18 protein-coding genes are annotated in these 18,784 nt (G+C 68.4%); 9 read left to right on the top strand and 9 right to left on the bottom strand.

Annotation, left to right across the window (positions count from 1 at the left end):
- Positions 1-5: 5 nt before the first annotated feature.
- Positions 6-464, bottom strand: a complete 459-nt coding sequence (locus IE191_RS21050) for a cupin domain-containing protein (RefSeq protein WP_229815328.1) — start codon at positions 462-464, stop codon at positions 6-8.
- Positions 465-639: 175 nt separating this feature from the next.
- Between IE191_RS21050 and IE191_RS12585 the strand changes: the two genes are divergently transcribed.
- The 4 genes from IE191_RS12585 to IE191_RS12570 all read left to right on the top strand — a co-directional run bounded on the left by IE191_RS12585 (position 640) and on the right by IE191_RS12570 (position 4,590).
- Complete coding sequence (locus IE191_RS12585; RefSeq protein WP_229815327.1) at positions 640-1,596, top strand: LysR substrate-binding domain-containing protein; 957 nt, start codon at positions 640-642, stop codon at positions 1,594-1,596.
- A 119-nt stretch (positions 1,597-1,715) separates the two neighbouring features.
- Complete coding sequence (gene aptA, locus IE191_RS12580; protein ID WP_229815326.1) at positions 1,716-3,068, top strand: omega-aminotransferase AptA; 1,353 nt, start codon at positions 1,716-1,718, stop codon at positions 3,066-3,068.
- 4 nt (positions 3,069-3,072) lie between these two features.
- On the top strand, positions 3,073-3,996 hold the full coding sequence (locus IE191_RS12575; RefSeq protein WP_191324721.1) for a LysR family transcriptional regulator: 924 nt from the start codon (positions 3,073-3,075) through the stop codon (positions 3,994-3,996).
- Between the two features lie 195 nt (positions 3,997-4,191).
- Positions 4,192-4,590 carry a hypothetical protein gene (locus IE191_RS12570; protein ID WP_191324720.1) on the top strand — a complete coding sequence of 133 codons (399 nt, stop codon included), beginning with the start codon at positions 4,192-4,194 and terminating at the stop codon, positions 4,588-4,590.
- A gap of 47 nt (positions 4,591-4,637) precedes the next feature.
- Here the strand turns inward: IE191_RS12570 and IE191_RS12565 are convergent, their stop codons facing one another.
- Positions 4,638-5,573, bottom strand: a complete 936-nt coding sequence (locus IE191_RS12565) for a LysR substrate-binding domain-containing protein (protein ID WP_191324719.1) — start codon at positions 5,571-5,573, stop codon at positions 4,638-4,640.
- 107 nt (positions 5,574-5,680) lie between these two features.
- Here IE191_RS12565 and gabT point away from each other — a divergent pair, with 107 nt between their 5' ends.
- The 4 genes from gabT (at position 5,681) to IE191_RS21255 (ending at position 10,573) form a co-directional block, all read left to right on the top strand.
- Positions 5,681-6,967, top strand: coding sequence for a 4-aminobutyrate--2-oxoglutarate transaminase (gene gabT, locus IE191_RS12560; protein ID WP_191324718.1), 1,287 nt, complete (start codon positions 5,681-5,683; stop codon positions 6,965-6,967).
- Positions 6,964-8,445, top strand: a complete 1,482-nt coding sequence (locus IE191_RS12555) for an NAD-dependent succinate-semialdehyde dehydrogenase (protein ID WP_191324717.1) — start codon at positions 6,964-6,966, stop codon at positions 8,443-8,445. The genes gabT and IE191_RS12555 overlap by 4 nt, the downstream gene beginning before the upstream one ends.
- A 134-nt stretch (positions 8,446-8,579) precedes the next feature.
- Positions 8,580-9,695 carry an alanine dehydrogenase gene (gene ald, locus IE191_RS12550; RefSeq protein WP_191324811.1) on the top strand — a complete coding sequence of 372 codons (1,116 nt, stop codon included), beginning with the start codon at positions 8,580-8,582 and terminating at the stop codon, positions 9,693-9,695.
- An 11-nt stretch (positions 9,696-9,706) separates the two neighbouring features.
- Complete coding sequence (locus IE191_RS21255) at positions 9,707-10,573, top strand: XdhC family protein (protein WP_191324716.1); 867 nt, start codon at positions 9,707-9,709, stop codon at positions 10,571-10,573.
- A gap of 208 nt (positions 10,574-10,781) precedes the next feature.
- Here IE191_RS21255 and IE191_RS12540 read toward each other — a convergent pair whose 3' ends face one another.
- From IE191_RS12540 to IE191_RS12515, 6 genes are read right to left on the bottom strand one after another with little or no spacing between them, the layout of a single operon-like run.
- Positions 10,782-12,188 (bottom strand): efflux transporter outer membrane subunit, encoded by a 1,407-nt coding sequence (locus IE191_RS12540; protein WP_191324715.1) that lies wholly within the window; start codon positions 12,186-12,188, stop codon positions 10,782-10,784.
- Positions 12,185-13,132, bottom strand: a complete 948-nt coding sequence (locus IE191_RS12535; RefSeq protein ID WP_191324714.1) for an efflux RND transporter periplasmic adaptor subunit — start codon at positions 13,130-13,132, stop codon at positions 12,185-12,187. The genes IE191_RS12540 and IE191_RS12535 overlap by 4 nt, the downstream gene beginning before the upstream one ends.
- Entirely contained in the window at positions 13,132-13,365 is a 234-nt protein-coding gene (locus IE191_RS12530) for a DUF1656 domain-containing protein (protein ID WP_229815325.1), read from the bottom strand. Before IE191_RS12530 ends, IE191_RS12535 begins: the two co-directional genes overlap by 1 nt.
- On the bottom strand, positions 13,362-15,458 hold the full coding sequence (locus IE191_RS12525) for an FUSC family protein (RefSeq protein ID WP_191324713.1): 2,097 nt from the start codon (positions 15,456-15,458) through the stop codon (positions 13,362-13,364). Before IE191_RS12525 ends, IE191_RS12530 begins: the two co-directional genes overlap by 4 nt.
- A gap of 18 nt (positions 15,459-15,476) precedes the next feature.
- On the bottom strand, positions 15,477-16,160 hold the full coding sequence (locus IE191_RS12520) for a type 1 glutamine amidotransferase domain-containing protein (protein WP_191324712.1): 684 nt from the start codon (positions 16,158-16,160) through the stop codon (positions 15,477-15,479).
- A 35-nt stretch (positions 16,161-16,195) separates the two neighbouring features.
- Entirely contained in the window at positions 16,196-16,618 is a 423-nt protein-coding gene (locus tag IE191_RS12515) for an organic hydroperoxide resistance protein (RefSeq protein ID WP_191324711.1), read from the bottom strand.
- Positions 16,619-16,742: 124 nt separating this feature from the next.
- Between IE191_RS12515 and IE191_RS12510 the strand changes: the two genes are divergently transcribed.
- The gene (locus tag IE191_RS12510; RefSeq protein WP_191324710.1) at positions 16,743-17,645 is read left to right on the top strand and encodes a LysR family transcriptional regulator; all 903 of its coding nucleotides are present in this window, start codon (positions 16,743-16,745) and stop codon (positions 17,643-17,645) included.
- On the opposite strand, the gene IE191_RS12505 is transcribed toward IE191_RS12510, so the two are convergent.
- Positions 17,635-18,612: a phosphatase PAP2 family protein gene (locus tag IE191_RS12505; protein ID WP_191324709.1), complete on the bottom strand. Its 978-nt coding sequence runs from the start codon at positions 18,610-18,612 to the stop codon at positions 17,635-17,637. The genes IE191_RS12510 and IE191_RS12505 overlap by 11 nt on opposite strands.
- Positions 18,613-18,784 lie beyond the last annotated feature (172 nt).

Here is an 18,784-nt window from a genome sequence, read left to right as displayed (position 1 = left end):
GTGGCTTACTCCACCGGCTTTTCAGGGTCGTAGACCACGTAGAACTTCTCGTATCCGTTGGAATCCCACTTGCCGAGCCAGCCCTTGGGGATCGAGACCGAATCCCCGGCCTTCACCTCCAGCACGGTGCCGTCGGCCGAAGTCAGCGTCACGCCGCCCGAGAGGAACACCATGAATTCGTTCACCGGATAGCCTTCGCCGGTGAAGCTGTCGTGGTTGGGGCCGGCCACAGCATAGGCGCCGCTCATGAATTTCTTGTCGGCCGAATGGAGCTGCGGCAGGTCTGACACGGCCACGCCGCCTTCGCTGCTGTGGTGGGCTGCGCTGCTGGCAAGGGCGGCGGTTACCGCGCTGCTGGCGAGCTTGGCGGGCTTGGCGATGCTGGCCGCGCCGGTTTCGGCCAATGCGGGGGCTGTCGGCAGGGCGAGGCTGAGGCCGAGAACGAAAAGGGAGGCAAGGCGCAAGGACGGTCTCCTGTGGCAAGATGCTGCGATCTCAATCGCCGGTGATGGCGATGCCGTCAACCGCGCAGGATGGGCAAGACTGCGGTGTTGAAAGGTGTTCCCTGCATGGGTGGTGCATCTGGCGCACCAAATCTTTCGTGTTATGATGCGATCGCACAGAGTCATGAGGGGTATGGTGCCGAAACGCAGGGACAGCGAAGATGCGCCAGCCGGCGATTTTCTGGCGGGCAAGGCGATCCCGCCTTTTGCCGCCTTGCGCGCGTTCGAGGTGGTTGGCCGCGTGGGCGGCGTGCGCCGCGCGGCGGCGTTGCTGCGGCTCGATCACACCGTGGTCAGTCGCCATCTGAAAGCGCTGGAGGAATGGCTCGGGGTCATGCTGGTCGATCGCCAGGGCGGGCGGCTGACGCTGACCGAAGCGGGGCAGGCCTATCACGCGCGGGTTTCGGCGGCGATGCTCGACGTGGTGTCCGCCACCCGGGAAATCATGGCCCAGGGCCAGATTCACGATCTGCGCCTGTGGTGCGTGCCCGGCTTTGCCACGCAATGGCTCTCGGCCCAGATCGCCGCCTTTGAACGGGCCGCGCCGGGTTTCCAGGTGGAACTGCGCCCCACCGATCGGCCCGCCAACCTGATCCGGTTCGAGGCGGACGTGGATATCCGCTATTATGGTGATGCCTGGCTGCCGCAGCCGGGCGGTCCCGGGTTGCACACGCTGGTGCTCGCCCGGCCGCCGCTGCTGGTGGTGGCCAGCCCGGCCGTGGCGGCAGGGATGGCGGGCATCGGCGGCGTGGCCGATCTGCTCGGCGCGCCGTTGCTGCACGAGGAGCACCACGAACAGTGGCGCCACTGGCTGCGCGGCAATGGCTGCGATCCGGGGGATGGGCCTTTGCCCGGCGCGCTGCTGTGGCACGCGCACCTGGCCCTGGCAGCGGCGCGCGCGGGGCGGGGGTTGGCGCTGGCCAACCGCTATCTGGTGGCCGATGATCTGGCCAGTGGCGCCCTGGTGGAACTGGCGGTGCCCGGCGCGCAACCCGTGGCGATCGGATCCTATTGCATGGTCACCCGCGCCGATCGGGCCAACAATCCGGCGATTGCGCAACTGCGCCATTTCCTACGCCAGCGGGTGGCGTAATCGCGCTGGTGCATGGCGTGCACCATGGTGGATTTCTTTTCCCCCTCCCGCGTGCAGGCCCGGTTTTCCAAACCCTGGCTTGAAAACTATTCACGGCAACGCCCGTCCCAGGAGCTTCCATGGCCAGCCAGTCCCTGCCTTCCGCCCTGCTCGATCCGGCCAGCATGGATGGCGTCGATCTCGATCATTTCTGGATGCCGTTCACCAACAACCGGTTCTTCAAGCAGAACCCGCGCCTGTTCGTTGCTGCCAGGGACATGCACTATACCACCGCCGACGGGCGCCAAGTGCTCGATGCCACGGCCGGGCTGTGGTGCGTCAACGCCGGGCATGGCCGCGCCGCGATCACGGCGGCGATTGCCGAGGCCGCCGCCACGCTCGATTTCGCGCCCACGTTCCAGTTGGGCCACCCGCTGCCGTTCCGTCTGGCCAGCGAAGTGGCGCGGATCATGCCGGAAGGACTCGACCGGGTGTTCTTCACCAATTCGGGGTCGGAAAGCGCCGATACCGCGCTCAAGATGGCGCTGGCCTATCACCACGCGCGTGGCGATCACACGCGCTTCCGCCTGATCGGGCGGCAGCGCGGCTATCACGGCACCAACTTCGGCGGGCTGTCGGTGGGCGGTATCGGCGGCAACCGCCGTCGCTTCGTCAGCCAGGTGTGGGGGGTGGACCACCTGTCGCACACCCACGGGCAGGCGGTGCGGTTTCAGCGCGGGATGCAGCCGGGCAATGGTGGCCTGGCCGAGGAACTGGAAGAACTGGTGGCGCTGCACGGCCCCGAAACGATCGCCGCGGTGATCGTGGAGCCGGTGGCCGGCTCCACCGGGGTGCTGGTGCCGCCGCAGGGCTATCTCCAGGCGCTGCGCGATATCACGCGCAAGCACGGTATCCTGCTGATCTTCGATGAAGTGATCACCGGCTTTGGCCGCCTGGGCACGGCGACGGCGGCCGAATACTTCGGCGTCACGCCCGATATCATCACCACCGCCAAGGGCCTGACCAACGGCACCGTGCCGATGGGCGCGGTGATTGCCAGCCGCGACGTGCACGACACCGTGGTGAACGGCAGCCCGGAAGGCATCGAGTTCTTCCATGGCTACACTTATTCCGGCCATCCCGTGGCGGCGGCGGCGGGCCTGGCCACCTTGCAGCTCTATCGCGAGGAAGGCCTGTTCGAGAACGCCGCTGCTCTTGCCGCGCAGTGGGAAGCGGCGGCGCACAGCCTGGCTGATTGCCCCAACGTGATCGACATCCGCAACCTGGGCCTGGTCGCCGGGATCGAGCTGGCCCCGCGTGAGGGCAAGCCGGGGGCGCGGGCGATGGAAGCGTTTCACCGCGCGTTCGATGCGGGGTTGCTGATCCGGGTGACCGGCGACATCATCGCGCTCTCGCCGCCGCTGATGATCACGGCCGCGCAGATCGAGACGATTTTCGGCATGCTGCGCGAGATTCTGCTCGATCTGGCCTGATGCCATGACGCGCGACCGGCTTCCCCCGCTCAAGTCCCTGGAAGGGTTCGAGGCCGCCGCGCGCCTGGGCAGCTTTGCCGCTGCGGCGCAGGAACTGGGGCTGACGCAGTCGGCGATCAGCCACCAGGTGCGCAACCTGGAAGAGGCACTGGGGCACGCTCTGTTCCGCCGCGTCTATCGCCAGGTGGTGCTGACCGACGCGGGCCGCGATTTCCACCGCACGGTGCGCGACATGCTCAAGGTGCTGCGCGGCGGGGTCAGCCGCCTGGCGCCCTATCGCAAGGCCAATTCGGTGATCGTCTATGCCGATGCGGGCTTTGCCGGCTGCTGGTTGCAGCCCCGGCTGGGGCGGCTGATGGCCGATCTGCCGGGCATGGACCTGTGGCTCGACAGCCGGGGCCTGACGGTGGATTTCGACACGACCGAGCTGGACATCTTTCTGACCGACGCGCCCGATGGCGGCGACACCGGCTTGCCCGAGGAAGTGCTGCTGCGTCTGGACCACGCCGTCTATGCCGCGCCGGCCCTGGCGCAGGCGGGCGCGGCATTCCTCGATGGTGGGTCACCCGTTCCGCTACTGCACGACGAAGGCCCGGTGGATTGGGCGGGCTGGCTGGCGCATTGCGGTCTGCCTGCACCCAAGGGCGATGCGCTGATCGCCGGGCCGACGTTTACCGCCGTTCCCGCCCTGCTAGGAGCGGCGGCCGATGGCCTGGGGCTGGCCTTGGCCGCCCAAGCCTATGCCGCGCCCTGGGTGGCGCGGGGCGAACTGGTGCCCTTAGGTGACCGCGTGTGGGAGGGCGCCGCGCATCTGACCATGGTGGTGCGCGCCAAGGGGCGGGGCGACGTGCATGTGCACGCCTTGGCCGACTGGCTGCGCGCGGAAGCGGGATTTCCGGTGGTCGAAACAGGGGGCGTCGGAGGATGATCTGGCTGGGGGGCCTCAAATTTCGTCATCCCCGCGCAGGCGGGGATCCAGTGTTACCGCGCGTGAGGGACAGCCGTCGGGCGGTTCATGGCACTCCGAAACTGGATTCCCGCCTGCGCGGGAATGACGAAGGAATGGACTGAAAGCCATGGAAAGCTGACGTAAAAGAATGCTAGCTGGTTGTTGGGAGTGAGCATGAGCGAACATTCACTATACGTTATAGGCGGCGAGGAAGACGAGAAAGTCTCCATAGTCAGCAGTGACGTCGGAAATTCCTGCCGATTGGTTTGCAGCGTTCGCGGCGAGACGCACGTAGTTGATGAAAGAGACTTTTTTGAAGCGCTTCTCGTGCTGCGGCGTCGTAGCTTGGAGCCTAAGGGCTTGATCCCATTCTGTTATGGAGCAAGCATGCAGGTTTGGCCGTCCGGCATGGCACGCGATATGGGGCGCGGCCTAAAAGCCTATAAAATGGAGATCGGGGCCCAAGCGAGAGAGTTGGTCGGCATCTTTGAAGCCGGCCCCGATGTCATACCTTCTCCGGTGTCGGTCCAAGAAGAATACCATCGCAAATGGATAGCTTCACTCCGCTCATAAAGTCCGCAATTTGGCCCCAACCGCCCATATCCATCCGCCCAGGCGCTCTACGCCAGCCAGTCGGGCGGTGAGGCTGCTACCGCTTCGGCCAGCCAGGCGCGGAAGCGGGCGATGGGTTGGGCGTCCCACATGTCGGCGCGGGCGGTGAAGTAATAGGCGCCGGGCGCGCACGCGGCGAAGGCGGGGTTGCCGGCGCCCAGTTCCACCAGGCGGCCGCTTTGCAGGTGTTCGGCCGCCAGGAAGCCGTTGGTGATCGCCACGCCCTGGCCATCGGCGGCGGCGGCCAGGGTCATGTGGGCCTGCCACAGCCGGGCCGAGACCGGCGGCTGCGTGTGAGCCAGGCCCTGCGCGGCGAACCAGGCGCGCCATTCGGCGTCGGAATCCTCGTGCAGCAGGGGCAGGGCGAGCAGGTCTTGCGGCGCGGCCACGGCTGCGTCTTTCAGCCAGGGTGCGTCGGCGCGGGCCACGGGGAACAGGCGGGGGCGCACCACGGCTTGGCGCATCAGGCTGCGCGGTGGGGTGAGGCCCGGTGCGTCGTCGAGATACCAGCGGATATCGCCATGCGCCTCGCGCCGGGACAGGTCGGGCGGGCTGTCGCTGGGCCGCAAGTCCAGCGCCATGCCGGGGTGGCGGCGGCCGAAACCGGGGAGGTTGGGAGTGAGCCACAGATAGGCGAGGCCCGCCACCGACCAGACATCGAGGCGCGTGCCATGCTGGCCGCGCGCCTGGCTGGTGGCGGTGCACAATTGGTCGAACGCCGGGCCGATCAGGGCATGGTAGCTCTCGCCCGCCGGGGTCAGCCCGCCGTGCTGGCGATCCACCAGCATCACGCTGAGCCAGTCTTCCAGCGCGCGCAAGTGGCGGCTGACGATGGCGTGGCTCACGCCCAGCGCGGCGGCGGTGCGGCGCACCCCGCCGTGGCGGCCAAACGCCTCGAACGCGCGCAAGGCGGCAAAGGGCGGCAAGTGGGGACGGTCTGGCATGGAGCTGGTAACCTTTGGTCACCATCTGGGTAGCATTAGTGGGCTTTTGGCCGCAAGCCATCGGTGCGAGAAAGGGACGACCCTTTCTCATGCCCGGAGTGCGCCCGATGGCCGACAACGCTTCCCTTCTTGCCCGCCGCGAACAGGCCGTGCCGCGCGGCGTGGCGTCTTCCACCGCCGTCTTTGCCGATCGCGCCGAGAATGCCGAGCTGTGGGACGTGGAAGGGCGCCGCTATGTCGATTTTGCCGGGGGCATTGCCGTGCTCAACACCGGGCATCGCCATCCCAAGGTGATCGCGGCGGTGCAGGCGCAGCTCGAACGCTTCACCCACACCGCGTTCCAGGTCAGCCCCTATGAAAGCTACATCGCCCTGGCGGAGAAATTGAACGAAGCCGCCCCATTTTCCGGCCCTGCCAAGACCATCCTACTGACGACCGGGGCCGAGGCCACGGAAAACGCGGTGAAAGTGGCGCGGGCGGCCACCGGGCGTTCGGCGGTGATCGCGTTTACCGGCGGGTTCCATGGCCGCACCCTGCTGGCCAGCGCCATGACCGGCAAGACCACCCCCTACAAGCGCCGCTTTGGCCCGATGCCGGGCGAAGTGTTCCACGCGCCGTTCCCCACGGGCCTGAACGGCAACACGGTGGAACGCACGCTGGAAGCGATCCAGTACCTGTTCGCCGCCGATGTGGAGCCCGAGCGCGTGGCGGCGTTCATCGTCGAGCCGGTGCAGGGCGAGGGCGGGTTCCATGTCGCGCCGGCCGAATTCCTGGAGGCGCTGCGCGCGCTGGCCGACCAGCATGGTATCCTGCTGATTGCCGATGAAGTGCAGGCCGGCTTTGCCCGCACCGGCAAGCTGTTCGGCATCGAGCATTCGGGCGTGGAACCCGATCTGGTCTGCGTGGCCAAGTCGCTGGCCGGTGGCTTTCCGCTTGCCGGGCTGATCGGCCGCGCGCCGGTCATGGACGCGCTCGATCCCGGCGGCCTGGGCGGCACCTATGGCGGTTCGCCGATCGGCTGTGCGGCGGCGCTGGCCGTGCTTGAGGTGATCGAAGAGGAAGGCCTGTGCGCCCGTGCCGCCGCCATCGGTGACCGCATGCGCGCCCGTGTCGAAGGATTTGCCGCTGCCGGCCTGCCCGTGGCCAACATTCGCGGGCTGGGCGCCATGTTCGGGTTCGACGTGACCAATGCCGCCGGGGAAACCGATGGCGCGGTGGCCAAGGCCGTGACGGCAGCGGCGCTCGATCTGGGGCTGATCCTGCTGTCTTGCGGCACCAAGGGCGAAACCATTCGGGTGCTTGTGCCGTTGACGGCATCGGACGAACTGATCGACGAAGGGTTCGACATTGTCGAAAAGGCCCTGGCGACGGTTGCTGGTAAGGTGATGGCATGAGTGACATTCTGGAAGTGAACCGCCCCGCAATGCAGCGCGGTGACTTGTGGCGCGAGGCTGCCTTCGTGGCGGGCGAATGGCGCACGGGCAGCGCGCGGATCGCGGTGGACAATCCCGCCACCGGCGCGGTTATCGGCCATGTGCCCGATCTGGGCGCGATCGAGGCGGAAGAAGCCGTTGCCGCAGCACAGGCCGCGTTCGGCCCGTGGAAGGCCAAGACTGCCAAGGAACGCGGCGCCGTGCTCAAGCGCTGGGCCGCGCTGATGCTGGAACACGCCGACGATCTGGCCACGATCATGACCGCCGAGCAAGGCAAGCCGCTGGCCGAGGCCAAGGGCGAAGTGGCCTATGCCGCCTCGTTCCTGGAATGGTTTGGCGAGGAAGCCCGGCGCATTCGCGGCGACGTGATCGCCCCGCACCAGGCGGATCGGCGGCTGGTCGTCACCCGCCAGCCGGTGGGCGTGGTCGGTGCGATCACGCCGTGGAACTTTCCGCTGGCGATGATCACCCGCAAGGCCGGCCCGGCGCTGGCGGTGGGCTGCCCGATCGTGATCAAGCCATCCGAACTCACGCCGTTTTCCGCACTCGCGCTGGCCGTGCTGGCCGAGGAAGCCGGGCTGCCCAAGGGCCTGCTGAGCGTGGTGACCGGCCAGGCCAAGCCGATCGGCGAAGTGCTGACCGGCGATCCGCGCGTGGCCAAGTTCACCTTCACCGGATCGACCGCCGTGGGCAAGCTGCTGGCCGCGCAATGCGCCGGCACGGTGAAGAAAGTGAGCCTGGAACTGGGCGGCAACGCGCCGTTCATCGTGTTCGAGGATGCCGACCTCGATGCAGCGGTGGAAGGCGCGCTGGCGTCCAAGTTCCGCAACACCGGGCAAACCTGCGTCTGTGCGAACCGCCTGCTGGTGCACGAAGCGGTGCATGATGCCTTTGCGCAAAAGCTCGCCGCCCGCGTGGCCGCGTTCCGCGTCGGGCCGGGGCTGGACGGGCCGACCGACCAGGGGCCGCTGATCGACGACCGCGCCGTTGCCAAGATCACGGCGCATGTGGCCGATGCCGTTGCCAAGGGCGGCAAGGTCTTGACCGGCGGCCACCAGGCGCAGGCCCTGGGCGCGCGGTTCTTTGAGCCCACAGTGATTGCCGACGTGCCGGTCGATGCCCTGCTCAACCGCGAAGAGACGTTCGGGCCGCTGGCCGGGCTGGTGCGCTTTGCCAGCGAGCAGGAAGCCGTGGCGCTGGCCAACGACACGCGCTCGGGCCTGGCGGCCTATGCCTATACCAACGATGCGGCGCGCCAGTGGCGCCTGACCGAAGCGCTGGAATATGGCATGGTCGGTATCAACACCGGGCTGATTTCCACCGAAGTCGCGCCGTTTGGCGGGGTCAAGGAATCGGGCCTGGGCCGCGAAGGATCGTACCTGGGCGCGGACGATTATCTCGATGTGAAGCTGGCCTGCATCGCGGTGCCGGCACTCTAAGCCGGCCAAGGGCGGGATGGCGGGAAATAATTCCGCGATCCCGCCTTTGGTCGCCAAAATTAGGGAAAAATCGCGCGAGGATTTGCCATATTATCCCGGTGAGATCGCAATCGATCACTTTGGGAGTTCATGTCATGCTGGTCGGCACCGTCAAGGAAATCAAGAACCACGAATACCGCGTCGGGCTGACCCCCGAAAGCGCGCATGAACTGGTGGCCCATGGGCACACCGTGCTGGTGGAAACCGGTGCTGGCGCGGGCATCGGCGCGGCCGACGAAGCCTATGTGGCCGCCGGCGCCCAGATCGTCGCCACGGCCGCCGAAGTCTTTGCCCGCGCCGAGATGGTGGTCAAGGTCAAGGAGCCGCAGGCGGTGGAACGCGCCATGCTGCGCGAAGGCCAGATCCTCTATACCTACCTCCACCTCGCCCCCGATCCGGAGCAGACCGCCGATCTCGTCAAGTCGGGCGCGGTTTGCATCGCCTATGAAACCGTGACCGACGCAGCCGGTGGCCTGCCGCTGCTCAAGCCTATGAGCCAGGTGGCCGGGCGCATGGCGATCCAGGCCGGCGCCACAGCGCTGGAAAAGGCCCATGGCGGGCGTGGCGTGCTGCTGGGCGGTGTGCCCGGCGTGCTGCCGGCCAAGGTGGCGGTGATCGGCGGCGGCGTGGTGGGCTTCAATGCCGCGCAGATGGCCGCCGGCCTTGGCGCCGACGTGACGATCATCGACCGCAGCCCCGAAGTGCTGGAGCGCCTGGCCACCCATTTCGAAAGCCGCGCCAAGACGCTCTATGCCGGCAAGGCCAATATCGCGGCGGCCGTGGCCGAAGCCGACCTGGTGATCGGCGCCGTGCTGGTGCCCGGTGCCGCCGCACCCAAGCTGGTGACGCGCGAAATGCTGGCCACGATGAAGCCCGGCGCGGTGCTGGTGGACGTGGCCATCGACCAGGGCGGCTGCTTCGAGACCAGCCACGCCACGACCCATGCCGAACCGACCTATGTGGTCGATGGCGTGGTGCATTATTGCGTGGCCAACATGCCGGGCGGCGTGGCGCGCACTAGCACCTATGCGCTCAACAACGTGACGCTGCCCCATGCCCTGGCCATTGCCAACCTGGGCTGGAAAGCCGCGCTGGCGCGCAACGAGCACCTCGCCAATGGCCTCAACGTGGCCTTCGGCAAGGTGACCTATGAAGCGGTGGCCAAGGACCTGGGCTATGCTTATACCCCGGCGGCCGAATTGATCGGCTGAATGGAGATGCGATGATCCACACCGACCATGCCGCGCTGCGGGCCGCTCTGGACGAGGGCACGGGACTGTGCACGGTGGTGGGGATCGATGGCAGCTTCTCGCGCCGGGTCGGCGCGCAGATGGCGGCCAGCCGGGCCGGCGTGGCGCAAGTCATTGCCGGCTCGCTCGCCGATGTCTGCCTGGAGCGGCAACTGGCCGGCGATCTCGCCGGGCTCGCGCCGGGCGCCGAGCCGCTGCTGCAACGCTATGGCCGGGGCTCTCCGATCATCGATTTCCGCCTGCCCTGCGGGGGCGGACTCGATATCCTGCTCGATCCTGCGCCTGACCGCGATGCCCTGGCGCAGGCGGTGCAGGCGCTGGACGCGCGCCAGCCGGCCAGCCTGCCGCTGCCGGTGCCGGAGGACGCCCCGGCGCATCTCTTGCGGGCGCGGCCCTATATCCCCCCGCTCTCGCTGATCCTGCTGGGCGAAGGGGCGGAGCTGGCGGCAACGGCGGCGCTGGCCCGGACGATGGGCCTGGCCACGCAGGTCTATGCGAAGGAAGAGGCCGGAGCCCTGCATCTGGGCGCGGCGCCACAAGGGGCGCAGGCCGATGCCTGGACCGCCATCCTGTTGCTGTTCCACGATCACGAATGGGAACGGACGATCCTGCGCTGGGCGCTCGATACCCCGGCCTTCTACATCGGCGCGCAAGGCGGCCTGCGCGCGCGCATGGCGCGGCTGGATGACCTGGCGCGTGACGGGGTGAACGAAACCCAGCTTTCGCGGATCACCAGCCCGATCGGCCTGATCCCGCGCACCCGCGAACCGGGCGTGCTGGCGCTTTCCGCGCTGGCCGAAATCCTGGGCGTCTACGAGCGGCTGCACCCACTGGCGTGAGAGTTGGTTGGCAAATGCACCAAGGCGCATTTGCCGTGCGGCACCAGCCCTCTCCCCCACCCGACCTCCCAACGATAGTACCCTATGGGAGGTCGGCCCCCTCAGCGAAAACGTCCCCCGGACGTTTTCGTGCTCTTCGGGACGGGAGAGGGCTGGGGCCGCACATCCGGCGCAGCCGGATCAACTCACAGCGCCTGAGCAAGGGCTGTCACCAGCCGCCGCCCAGCGCGAGGAACAGGTTGATCTGGTCGTTGGCGATTTCCGCGCGGGAATTGAGCACGGCCGCCTCTGCCCCGATCACGCCCTGGCGCCCGCCGATGTCATTGATGATTGCGGCGCGTCCGGCCTCACGCAGGCGCCGCGCCTGGTCTGACGCGGTGCGGGCCGAAGCGAGTGCCTCGTCCAGCGCGGCGTGGCGATCGTGGTTCTCGGCATAGGTCGCCAGCGCGGTTTCGGTTTCGCGCAGGGCGCCAAGCACGACGCCATCGAAATGGGCCAGCGCGGCGTCGGCGCTGGCATCGGCCGCCTTGACCCGGGCGCGGGCACCGGCGCCGGGGATCGACCAGTGCAGCAGCCCGCCGATGGACCAGCGGTTGGCCGCCGGCAGGCCCAGGTCCTTGACGAAACCGGTGGACCCGGCGGACAGGCCAATGCCGATCGAGGGATAGAGATCGGCCGTGGCCACGCCGATGCGCGCGGTGGCGCCGGCCAACTGGCGTTCGGCGGCGCGCACATCGGGCCGGCGGCGCAGCAGGGCGGCGCCATCGCCCACCGGCAGCGGATTGCGCAGTTCGGGCACGGCGCGGCAGCTTTCCGCCTCGCGCGGATAGTCGGCCGGCACTTTGCCCGTCAGCGCGGCCAGGCGATAGAGCGCGGCGCGCGCGGCAGCGCGATACGTGGGCAGCAGCGCTTGCGCCTGGGCCAGGCGGCCTTGCGCGGCGGTGACATCGGGGGTGGCGCTGCGCCCAGCGGCAACCAGGCGGCGGTTGATATCCACCAGATGGCCCTGCAAGGTGATCGCGCGCTGGGCGAGATCCTCAGCAGCATGGGCGGCGCAGACCCCGACATAGGCGCGCGCGACATCGGCCGCGACGGTGACTTTCACCGCGTCCTGCGTGGCGGCGAGGGCTTCCTCGTCGGCGCGGGCGGCTTCGATCTGGCGGCGGATGCGGCCGAACAGGTCGATCTGGTAGTTCATTTCCGCGCCGACATCGCCGATATCGGCCACCGGCAATTGCTCGTCCTGAAGATAGGACTCGCCTGACAGGCGCGCGTGCTGGGCGCCGGCGGAAACGCCGAAATCCACTTCCTTGCCACCTTCGGCCACGGCCGTGACGGCGCGCGCGCGGGCGAGGTTGGCGGCGGCCACGCGCAAGTCGGTGTTGGCGGCCAGGGCCTGCTCTTCCAGCCCGTCGAGCACCGGATCGTCATAGAGATGCCACCAGCGCGGCGGCAGCGGATCGCTGGTGGTGAGCGCAGGCGTGGCGGACTGGAACGCGCCTTGCGCAGCCGGGCGGCTGACCACGGCGGATTCGGGCACGTGGTAATCCGGTCCCACCGCCTTGCACCCGGCCAGCGCCAGCAGCGCGCCGCCGATCAGAGCCGCGCGCTTCACTGGTTCTGCTCCTTTTGGGCAACCTTGTCCGGCGCGAGCGTGACCGAAGCGGTGCGCCCGGCGATCAGCGCCACGCCTGCCGGGCGTTCATCCAGCGCGATCCGCACCGGCACGCGCTGGGGCAGGCGCACCCACGAGAAGCTGGGATTGATCGAGGGCAGCATGCTGGCGCTGCCGGTGCGGTCGTGGTCCTCGATCGCCATGGCGATGGACGTGACATGGCCCTTGAGCAGGCGATCCTCGCCCATCAGGCGCACCGTGGCGGCCTGGCCGACATGGACGTGGGCGAGCTTGGTTTCTTCGAAATAGCCTTCGATGCGCAAGGAACTGTTGTCTACCAGCGCCATCACCGGCTTGCCCGGCGCGACATAGTTGCCCGGGCGCAGGGTCTGGTCGGAAATCGTGCCATCGACGGAGGCGCGCACGGTGGTGCGGGCGAGGTTGAGCCGCGCCACTTCGCGCTGGCTCTGCGCGCTTTCCAGCATGACTTGCGCGGCGGCAAGCTGGGCGCGGGCATCCGCCACCTTGGTTTCGCTCTGCTGCGTCACTTCCAGCGGCACGAGATCGCCCAGGCCCCGGTTGCGGGCCGCCTCGCGCTGGGCTTCGGCCAGGGCTACGCGGGCGCGGGTGATCCCGGTCTGGGCCTGGGCAATGGCGTCCTCCGCCTGGCGCACGGCCAGGGCATAGCGGGCGGTGTCGATCTGGAACAGCACGTCACCCTTGTGCACCGGTTGGTCGTTGACCACGTCGACACGGGTCACCAGGCCCTGCACATCGGGCGCGATCTGCACCACATCGGCGCGCACGCGGCCATCGCGCGTCCAGGGATCAGCCTGGTAATGCGTCCAGAGTTCGCGCGCGCCCAGGGCGGCAACGATCACGATGGCGCCGGTGACGCCGATCTGCACGGTCTTGCGAAAAGCGGGAGAAGCAAGCAGCGACATCAGAGCCATCCATTGATCAACTGGGGAAAGCGCACAAGCAGCGCCCAGAACGCCACGAACAGGGCAGTATCGAACAGGACCGGGTGCCAGACCCAGCGATAGAAGCGCAGCGCCACCAGCACGCGGTGGACGATCAGCGCCAGGATCAGCGCCACCGTGGCCGTCAACGGCGCCGAAGCCACGAAGACTTCGCCGAACATGTATTCGGAAAAAGCGGGGTGTGGCGGGTTCATGGCAGGGGCTCCACCGCGGCGGGGGCGGCCAGCGGAATGGCCGGGCCGGGGCTGTTGGGGAAAAGATTGCGCCGCAGGGCGATCAGGGCGGCGATGGCATGCGGGGCATCGGGCGCATCGGGGTGGCCGAACGGCAGCGGCGGCGGGCGGATCGCGCCACTGTCCTTCAGGATCAGGCGCAGGGCGCGATCGATGCGGTGCTGTAACCGGGCATCGGGCGGCGGCACGGCATCGGGGCGCCAGGCGCGGAAATAGCGGGCCGCCTCGCGCAGCAGGCTGGAGAGGGCGCGTTGCTGGCGCAGGGGCGCGGCGGCGCGGGCGTGCTGGATCGCCACCAGGTTGATTGCCAGGCGCACTTCGCGCAGGGCCGCCTGGGCCGCCAGCGATCCGGCCGGATCGGCGCCCAGCCGCTGCGTCAGCAGGGCGGTCTGGTCGATCACCCGGCCCAGCGCCTGGCCGGGATCGGGCGGGGTGGCGGCGGTGGACAATCGCACGAGATCGCGTTGCAGCGCGCGCAGCAGGCGTGCGATGGCCACGTCCGTCCCCAGGTTGCGCAGGCCGGCGGTGAACCCGGCGGCCAGCACCACGGCCAGCACCTGGCCCAGGTTGCTGTTCACGAACCGCTCGAAATCGGGGTGGAAGCTTTCCTGGATGGCCAGCGCGCTGCAAAAGCCCATGGCCATGGCCGTGGCCTGGCCGCCCAGGCGGGGATGGGGAATGAACGCGGCAATCAGCAGCAGTGGCGGCGCCATGACCAGGGCCATGGCGGCAAAATCCTGCACATAGGGCAGCACTTCGAACAGGTAGATGCCCGCCAGCGGCACCCCGGCGCAGATCGCCAGGCCAAAGCGCAGGATCACCGGGATGGGATTGTCCATCGCCGCGAACAGGCAGCAGAACACCGCCGTCATCGCCGCCGCGCCGGCGCCATCGGCCCAGCCCGAATAGATCCATAGCGCGCAGCAGGCGATCACCGCCACCGTCGCGGCAAAGCCTGCCATCAGCGCGTGGCCCAGATCCTGGTGCAGGCGCAGCGCGGCGCGCGGGCTGCGCAAAGTGGCCGGCAGCGGCAAGTGCGGATCGCGCAGGTGATCGAGCGCCTGGCGGCAATCGGCGAGCAGCGTGACCACCTGGGCCAGACGCACGCGATAGCTGGTGACCAGGAGATCGTGCCATGTTTCGGGACGAATGCTTTCGGGCACGGCGATCACCGGACGGGCGAGCGCGGGGCAGCCCGCGTCGATCCAGGCGCGCGTGGCGGCTTGCGCCGCTTCCAGTTCGGGATCGTCGCCACGATGCTCGGCCAGATCGCAGCTTGCGATGGCGCCGCGCCGGTCCGACAGGCCGGAGAGCAGGGGCAACAGCAGGATCATGCGTTCGAGCAGGGCGCGCAGCGTTCCGGTGGCCTCGCGCCAGTGCGAGGTATCATAGGGCACGTGGATCGCCATCAGCGCGCAATCGACCACGTCCACGGCCAGTTGCTGCTGCTCGCGCGGGGTGCGGCGCGGGGCTCCGCCTTCGGCCGGATCGCGCACGCAATCGGTCAGCCAGGCATGGGCGTCGGCCAGCCAGCGCTCCAGCCGCGCGCCCAGCGGCACGGCTACCGATTGCGGCAGGAACAGGCTGTGGGTGAGCGTGGCGGCAACGATGCCCAGGGTGATCTCGGTAACGCGGGCCACGGCGGTATCGAACACCGCATAAGGCTGGTTGACCGAAGGGAAGGCAATGATCGCGGCGGTATAGCCCGCCAGCATCAGCGTGTAGGACCGCGCCGAGCGATCGAGCAGCGAGACGGTGAGGCAGCCGCCGACCCACAGCGCCAGCACGCTGGACAGGATCATCGGCGTATCGACCAGCACCGGCACCACGGCCACGGCGAAGACCGCGCCGAGGAACGTGCCGACGACGCGGTAGATCGCCTTGGAACGGGTTGCCCCGGCCAGCGGATTGGAGACGATGAACGCGGTGGTCATCGCCCAGAACGGAAATGGCAGCCCGACCCACAGCCCGATCCACAGCGCCAGGAACGCCGCCGCCACGGTCTTGACCGAAAACAGCGCGGGCTGGACCCAGCGGGAAGGGATCAGGGACATCGGTCGGGCCGCCTGCGCTCAGGCCGCTTCCAGATGGCGCAGCAGGATGCGCGCCACCGCTTCGGAGCTGGCGGGATTCTGGCCGGTGACGAGGTTGTCGTCTTCCAGCGTGAACACGCCCCAATCCGGCCCCTTGCGATAATCGCCGCCCTGGGCCTTGAACTCGTCCTCGATCAGGAAAGGCACCACGTCGGTGAGGCCGACGGCGGCTTCCTCGCTGTTGGAAAAGCCGGTGACGGGGCGGCCGGCCACGATCGGGCGGCCATCGGCGCGCTTGACGTGGCGCAACACGCCCGGCGCGTGGCAGACCAGGCCGAGCGGCTTGCCGGCGCGATCGAAGGATTCGAGCAGGGCGATCGAAACCGGGCTTTCCGCCAGATCCCACAGCGGGCCGTGGCCGCCGGGATAGAACACGGCGTCGAAGCCGGCCTGGTCGACCTGGTCGAGCGGAATGGTGTGGGCGAGCGCATCCTGCGCGGCGGGATCGGCGCGGAACCGGCGCGTCGCGTCGGTTTGCGCATCGGGTTCATCGCTGCGCGGATCGAGCGGCGGCTGGCCACCGGCGGGGGACGCGAGGACGACTTGCGCGCCGGCATCGACAAAGACGTAATAGGGCGCGGCAAATTCCTCGAGCCAGAAGCCGGTCTTGTGACCGGTATCGCCCAATTCGTTGTGCGAGGTGAGAACCATAAGAATCTTCATGGGTTATCTCCGCAGAGACTGGCCGATCGCGCCGATCATGCCAGCGAAAGATGGACAGGAACATTGCCCGCGATCGCCCGGCTATACGGACAGGCGCCGTGGGCGGCCTCCATCAACGCGCGGGCGCGATTTTGATCCACGCCGGGCAGCGCCACGTGCAGCGTGATGGCCAGCCCGAAGCCGCCATCGGCGCGCGGGCCAAGGCCGACCGTGGCGGTGACCGTGGCATTGGCCGGAACCGCGACACTGCCCTGGTTCTTGAGGGTTTTCAGCGTGCTGAGAAAGCATGCGGCATAGCCGGCGGCAAACAGTTGTTCCGGGTTGTTGCCATGGCCACGCCCGCCCAGTTCGGCCGGCAGATCAAGCCAGGCATGCAGCGAGCCATCGCTGGTGGCGGCCTGGCCTTCGCGTCCGCCACGGGCCGTGGCACTGGCCTGATAGAGACAATCGGTGAGCATGGGCGGGTTCCTGATGGGGCGGGCCGGGGGCATTCGCCGTGGCCAGAGGGCATCTAGGCGCAAGGCTGCCGCGCCGCCAACAAGCGCTGTGGCCAACAATCATAAAAAGATTTATGGATGGACCATGTCGCTCAACCGCCTGCGCGCCTTTGTCGAAGTCTATCGCCAGCGATCGTTCACCACGGCGGCGCGCAACCTGGGGCTGACCCAGCCGGCCATTTCGCAGCAGATCGCCAGCCTGGAAGAGACCATCGGCCGCCCCCTGTTCGAGCGGCACGGGCGCGGCGTGGTGCCCACCGGCACCGCCGATGAACTCGCCTCGGACATTGGCGACCGGCTGGACCAGGCCGAAGCGGCGCTGGCCCAGGCGCGGGCGCGATCGGCGCATCTGGCCGGATCGATCCAGATCGTGGGCCATCCCGATTTCCTGTCGGAAGTGGTGGCGCCGCAACTCGGCACGATCCTGGAAAGCGGCATCCGCGTGCGGCTGCACGTGGGCACCCGCAGCGAGATCGAGCGCATGCTGATCCATGGCGAGGCGGACCTTGGCGTCTCGGGCTTTCCCGTCACCGACCGCCGCCTGCGCGGGGAGCACTTGCGCGACGAGACCACCCGCGCGGTCGCCGCTCCGGCGCTGGTCGCGCGGCTGCGCGCGGGCCTGGCCGCCGGCACCGACCTTGCCACGTTCCTCGCCGGCCTCCCGCTGCTGTCCTATGGGCTCGATTATCCACTGATCGACACCTGGCTGCGGCACAACGGGCTCAATCCCGAACTGACCCCGCCGGCCATGGTCGGGCTGGACGTGCGCAGCCTGCGCGGCCTGCTGATCGACGGGCACGGCTGGACCGTGCTGCCCGAATACCTGTGCCGCGATCACCTGGCTGCCGGCGAACTGGAGGAAATCCCCGGCACGGCGCCCGACCAGAACCACTTGAGCTATCACTTGCTGTGGGCCCCCGCAGCCTTGCGCCAGCCGCGCGTGGCCCACGTGCGCCATGCGCTGATCTGGCGGCTGCTCAGGCGATGACGCCGGCAGGCACAGGGCTGGGCGGGAAGAACCGCTCGACCAGCGCGATCGCGGCGGCGGCCAGGGCGGTTCCCGCCAGCACGTCGACCAGGTAATGGCCGCCAATGGGAACGGCAGAGAGCCACATCACGGTGTTCCACGCGATCATTGGCCAGCGCAGGCGCGGGATGCGGGCATAGCCCCAGCCCAGCAGCACGGCTGCCGCCGCATGGAAGCTGGGCATCGTGACGAGGCCTTCCAGCGCCTGGCCGTCGAGCACCGTCATCGATCCGTCGCGCAATTGCCCCAGCACGTGGGGATAGTTCCAAGCCGACAAGGACAGCACATCGGGCATCGCGGCGTGGCTTATCGCATGATAGGCATAGCTGCCCACGGCCGGCATCAACGGGAACAGCGCGATCGTGACCAGCAAGGTGCCGCACCACGCCGTCAGAAAGGCCCAGCCCTGGCGTGCCTGCCCGGTCAAGGCGAGGACCAGCAACAGGGCGATGGCCTGCCCGCCAAGGGAGAAATAGGTGTAGGACAGGGCATGCAGCAGCGCCGGATGCGCGGCGAGGGCGGCGATGGTATCCGGCCAGGAAAAGGCCGGGAACATCTGCCGATCGAGCGCGGCCAGGCTGGCATCGGCCAGCGGCGCACTGATCCGCGCCAGGACCGCGCTGGCCAGCGGGGCGAACAGGGCCGTCGCCAGGAACACCGGCACCAGCTTGCACAGATCGACCAGGCCTTGCCGTACGGATAGGCGCGAGCACGCTTGGGCGCAGCCCCACACCGCCAGCAGCAGCAGGATGATCGGATCGAATTCACGATGCGCGAACGTGAAATCGCCGGCCGTGGTGCCGATGAGGACCACCAGCGCGAAGACCGCGACAGCAACGAGCGGTACGGCTTCCTGCCGCGCGGGCCGCACGAGCGGAGCAAACAGGGCGCGCGAGCGCGATGGGCGGTGGACAAGCGCGGGCAACATCGCGCCATCCATGGCGGCAGAGTGTTTAAAAGAGTCGAAACCGGAAAAAATTGATGTGTTCCGCGCAGCGGTTCTAACCGGCCCAGCCGGTGGTGCGACTTTGCCCCCGCAACCGGCTTGCCATGCCGGGCAAAACAGGCATGATGCTGCGATCACAGGGGTGTGATACAGG

It is taken from the genome of Novosphingobium pokkalii (assembly GCF_014652855.1).
GTDB lineage: Bacteria > Pseudomonadota > Alphaproteobacteria > Sphingomonadales > Sphingomonadaceae > Novosphingobium > Novosphingobium pokkalii.
This window is presented reverse-complemented; position numbering and strand designations above follow the sequence as displayed.

Bases quoted from the DNA above. Each gene is read 5' to 3' on its own strand.
- IE191_RS12525 (WP_191324713.1), bottom strand. From the start codon at position 15,458: ATGTCCCTGATCCCTTCCCGCTGGGTCCAGCCCGCGCTGTTTTCGGTC.
- IE191_RS12535 (WP_191324714.1), bottom strand. From the start codon at position 13,132: ATGTCGCTGCTTGCTTCTCCCGCTTTTCGCAAGACCGTGCAGATCGGC.
- IE191_RS12565 (WP_191324719.1), bottom strand. From the start codon at position 5,573: ATGCCAGACCGTCCCCACTTGCCGCCCTTTGCCGCCTTGCGCGCGTTC.
- IE191_RS12575 (WP_191324721.1), top strand. From the start codon at position 3,073: ATGACGCGCGACCGGCTTCCCCCGCTCAAGTCCCTGGAAGGGTTCGAG.
- aptA (WP_229815326.1), top strand. From the start codon at position 1,716: ATGGCCAGCCAGTCCCTGCCTTCCGCCCTGCTCGATCCGGCCAGCATG.
- IE191_RS12505 (WP_191324709.1), bottom strand. From the start codon at position 18,612: ATGTTGCCCGCGCTTGTCCACCGCCCATCGCGCTCGCGCGCCCTGTTT.
- IE191_RS21255 (WP_191324716.1), top strand. From the start codon at position 9,707: ATGATCCACACCGACCATGCCGCGCTGCGGGCCGCTCTGGACGAGGGC.
- IE191_RS12515 (WP_191324711.1), bottom strand. From the start codon at position 16,618: ATGCTCACCGATTGTCTCTATCAGGCCAGTGCCACGGCCCGTGGCGGA.
- IE191_RS12520 (WP_191324712.1), bottom strand. From the start codon at position 16,160: ATGAAGATTCTTATGGTTCTCACCTCGCACAACGAATTGGGCGATACC.
- IE191_RS12570 (WP_191324720.1), top strand. From the start codon at position 4,192: ATGAGCGAACATTCACTATACGTTATAGGCGGCGAGGAAGACGAGAAA.
- IE191_RS12530 (WP_229815325.1), bottom strand. From the start codon at position 13,365: ATGAACCCGCCACACCCCGCTTTTTCCGAATACATGTTCGGCGAAGTC.
- ald (WP_191324811.1), top strand. From the start codon at position 8,580: ATGCTGGTCGGCACCGTCAAGGAAATCAAGAACCACGAATACCGCGTC.
- gabT (WP_191324718.1), top strand. From the start codon at position 5,681: ATGGCCGACAACGCTTCCCTTCTTGCCCGCCGCGAACAGGCCGTGCCG.
- IE191_RS12555 (WP_191324717.1), top strand. From the start codon at position 6,964: ATGAGTGACATTCTGGAAGTGAACCGCCCCGCAATGCAGCGCGGTGAC.
- IE191_RS12510 (WP_191324710.1), top strand. From the start codon at position 16,743: ATGTCGCTCAACCGCCTGCGCGCCTTTGTCGAAGTCTATCGCCAGCGA.